Here is a 2,716-nt window from a genome sequence, read left to right on the forward strand (position 1 = left end):
GACCAGTTCCCCATCCCACTGTCCCTGCACACCAGCAGTCTGGCCCACACCGAGTAACGCAGGGCCAGAACCGCTGATTTTCAGTGAACTTCTAGCCACCGCCGAGCACCTCGTGCACCGCCCCGGTGCGCCGGGTCGGGACCGGCGCCCGCGTCGCCACGGGGCGGGGCTGTCGCATTCGTCGTCATGACCGTTGAATTCGGCTGCTCCTGCCCGGGTTACGGCCCCCGGCACGCGGTCGTGCCGCGAGCGCTCCGCGCTTGCCCGCAACCGGTTCCCGGGCCCCGGCCGGGCGGCCGGTGTTGTCGGTGGCGGGCGTTACGGTGCCCGGTGTGGACGTTGCTGATCTCGACTACAGGGTCCGGTCCCAGTCCGAGGGGGCTGCCGCGCTGCCGGTCCGCCAGATCGGGACCGCCCGGTGCTGCTGCAGGCCCCGGCGTGAGGCGGCCGCGTCGGCGAGCCGTTTTACGCAGCCGGCCTGCCTGCGCCGATTCGCGGACGTCAGGGCCGGATCGACGATGCGATCGCCCTGCTCCGCATCCGGGAGGTCACCTCGGTCGACGGCCGTGACCAGCCGGCCCGGTACGGCCGGATCGACGAGTCGGGCGCGTACCCGGTGACTGATGAACTGACCGACGCCGCGGAGCGGCTGGCGGAGCTGCTGGAGGAGCGCGGCGACGTCGAGGGCGCAGTGGCGGTGTACCGGCAGGCGTCTGGGGATCCGAACGCCTCGTACGGGCTTGCGCAGCTCCTGGTCCGGCATGGCCGGGGCGACGAGGCGGTCGACGTGCTGCGTGCCCAGGCCGAGGCCCGCCCGGGCGAGGACTGGATCCTCCACACCCTGGCCGACCTGTGCCTGGACCAGGGCCGCCCGCAGGACGGCCTGGCCCACCTCGACGACCTCAAGGCCCGCCGCGGCGGGAGTGGGACCTGTTCCGGATCCGCCTCCCGCTGATCGCCGCCGGCGCTGGGACAGACCAGGCGGTCGAACTGGCCCGGGCCCATCCCGAGGGCGACACCTCGTACGCGGCCGGCGACATCGCCACGCTCCTGGCCGACGCCGGGCGCACCGGGGAAACCGTCGCCGTCCTCGAACAGCACCCCTCGGCCAACCGCCGGGCCCTGGCCGGCTACCTCATCGACCTCGGCCGCATCGACGACGCCGTGGCCGTCCTCCCACGGCGCGACCCCCGCCCGGCCGTCGCATGGGGCGATCCCTGGTGCAGCGAGTTCCCGTCCTGACAGACCGGCCCGCCGCCCGCACGCGGAACGGCACATGCGAAGCGCCGGCCACGACCGCGGTGACCGGCGCACCCTGGCCGGTAGTCCGGCGACCCCGGTGCGGCAACAGTCCGCTGCGCCGCAAGCTCACCTGGTTCCTGGAGGAGACGGAGAACGGTGACCCGGTCGCCGCCTTCAAGGAGCTGTCCCTGCGGCTGCCCTCCTACAGCCACCGCGTCTTCGTCAGCGCCCAGGAGATCCGGGACAAGGCCCGCTGGTCCGACCTCACCGAACGCGAGCGCGTTAACCGCCGCATGCGCGAGCGGCTCGACGTCTGGGGCGACGACATCGCCGGCCGACGACGACCAGAACGACGAGCAGGACGACAGTTCCGCCCTGCGAGGCGAATCCCCGGCCCCCGGCGACGACCGCGAGGAGCAGCCCGTCCCCGCGGTGCCGGCCGCCGCCGAGCCGGAGCTCCCGCCGGCCGCCGCGCCGGTCGTGCTGCCCCGCCAACAGGCCGGCGCCCCGCGGCGGGAGGTACGTCTGCTGCACGAGAAACTCTGCCCGCCGTGGAGGCGCGGAGCGCTCGATGGAGGTGGGGTGTGAGGTTTGTCGTCCGAAGCGTGTGGAACCGCAGGTCAGACCGCACATCGCCCTGTCCGACCCCGGCCTTCTGCAACAAGCTTTAGCGCCGCACCCAGGGCATCGACAGCGCTCCGGCGGGATCGTTCCACGACTCGACGAACCACGATGCGACGCCCCACTGCTCGCCCCACCGCGTGCGGTCCCAGTCGTAGGCGGGCGTCCACAGCGGGCGCCGCCGAGCGGGCCCCCAGTCCTCCGGGTCCGGGATCACCCGCAGTTCGTCCTCGTGGGCGTAGCCGCCGGTGAGGACGGTCGCCACGAACTGCGCGAAGCCACCGTCGTAGAGGTCGAGTTTGCCGTCCAGGCCACCGCAGTCGAAGATCGCCACCGGCCATTGCTCCGGGTTCGGCCCGGTGGTCAGCCAGCAACAATAGGCGTGGTTACTGTTGCTGCCCCAGGGCAGCAGCCCGCCAGGGTCAGGGAAGATCGGGGTGTACTCCTGGTCCCAGAACTCGTCCTCGCACCGGACCTGTCCGCGGAACTCGCCGTCGGTCTTGGTCTGCCAGAGCACGAAGCCGCCCGGCAGGCCGGGGTCGATGGCTTGCGCCGGGGAGGAGACGCCCCACTCGCCGTTGAGGTTCACCGCGCCGTACAGGTCGATGAAAGCCCGGTAGTCCGAGGGGAGTTGGACGCCGAGTTCGGCCGGGGCCAGCTCCCACGGAACCTGCGCCGGGGTGTACGCCGGTTCCCCCATGATCGCCCGCAGCCGCTCCCATGCCGCCCCGGCCATGTCCTGCCCCTTTTCCGAATCCGCATGTCGAACGGGCTGAACTGTAGACGAATCCCGTGACACGGAGAGTCCGGCGGTCAGCCGTCGGATGGGCGTCCCGGGCCGGGGTGCCCCGCC

The 2,716-nt window shown here is 72.4% G+C and carries 3 protein-coding genes; 2 read left to right on the forward strand and 1 reads right to left on the reverse strand.

The genetic code is table 11. The features are described from left to right. Window positions 1-616: 616 nt before the first annotated feature. Together ACFU7Y_RS42725 and ACFU7Y_RS42730 are read left to right on the forward strand one after the other, a co-directional pair. On the forward strand, window positions 617-955 hold the full coding sequence (locus tag ACFU7Y_RS42725; protein ID WP_380771852.1) for a tetratricopeptide repeat protein: 339 nt from the start codon (window positions 617-619) through the stop codon (window positions 953-955). Continuing rightward, window positions 853-1,242, forward strand: a complete 390-nt coding sequence (locus ACFU7Y_RS42730; protein ID WP_380771854.1) for a hypothetical protein — start codon at window positions 853-855, stop codon at window positions 1,240-1,242. Before ACFU7Y_RS42725 ends, ACFU7Y_RS42730 begins: the two co-directional genes overlap by 103 nt. Before the next feature lie 667 nt (window positions 1,243-1,909). Here the strand turns inward: ACFU7Y_RS42730 and ACFU7Y_RS42735 are convergent. Next, window positions 1,910-2,599: an SMI1/KNR4 family protein gene (locus ACFU7Y_RS42735; RefSeq protein ID WP_380771856.1), complete on the reverse strand. Its 690-nt coding sequence runs from the start codon at window positions 2,597-2,599 to the stop codon at window positions 1,910-1,912. Window positions 2,600-2,716 lie beyond the last annotated feature (117 nt).

It is taken from the genome of Kitasatospora sp. NPDC057542, assembly GCF_042801945.1.
GTDB lineage: Bacteria > Actinomycetota > Actinomycetes > Streptomycetales > Streptomycetaceae > Kitasatospora.

Excerpts from the sequence above, each read along its gene's own strand:
- ACFU7Y_RS42735 (WP_380771856.1), bottom strand. The coding sequence starts at position 2,599 with ATGGCCGGGGCGGCATGGGAGCGGCTGCGGGCGATCATGGGGGAACCG.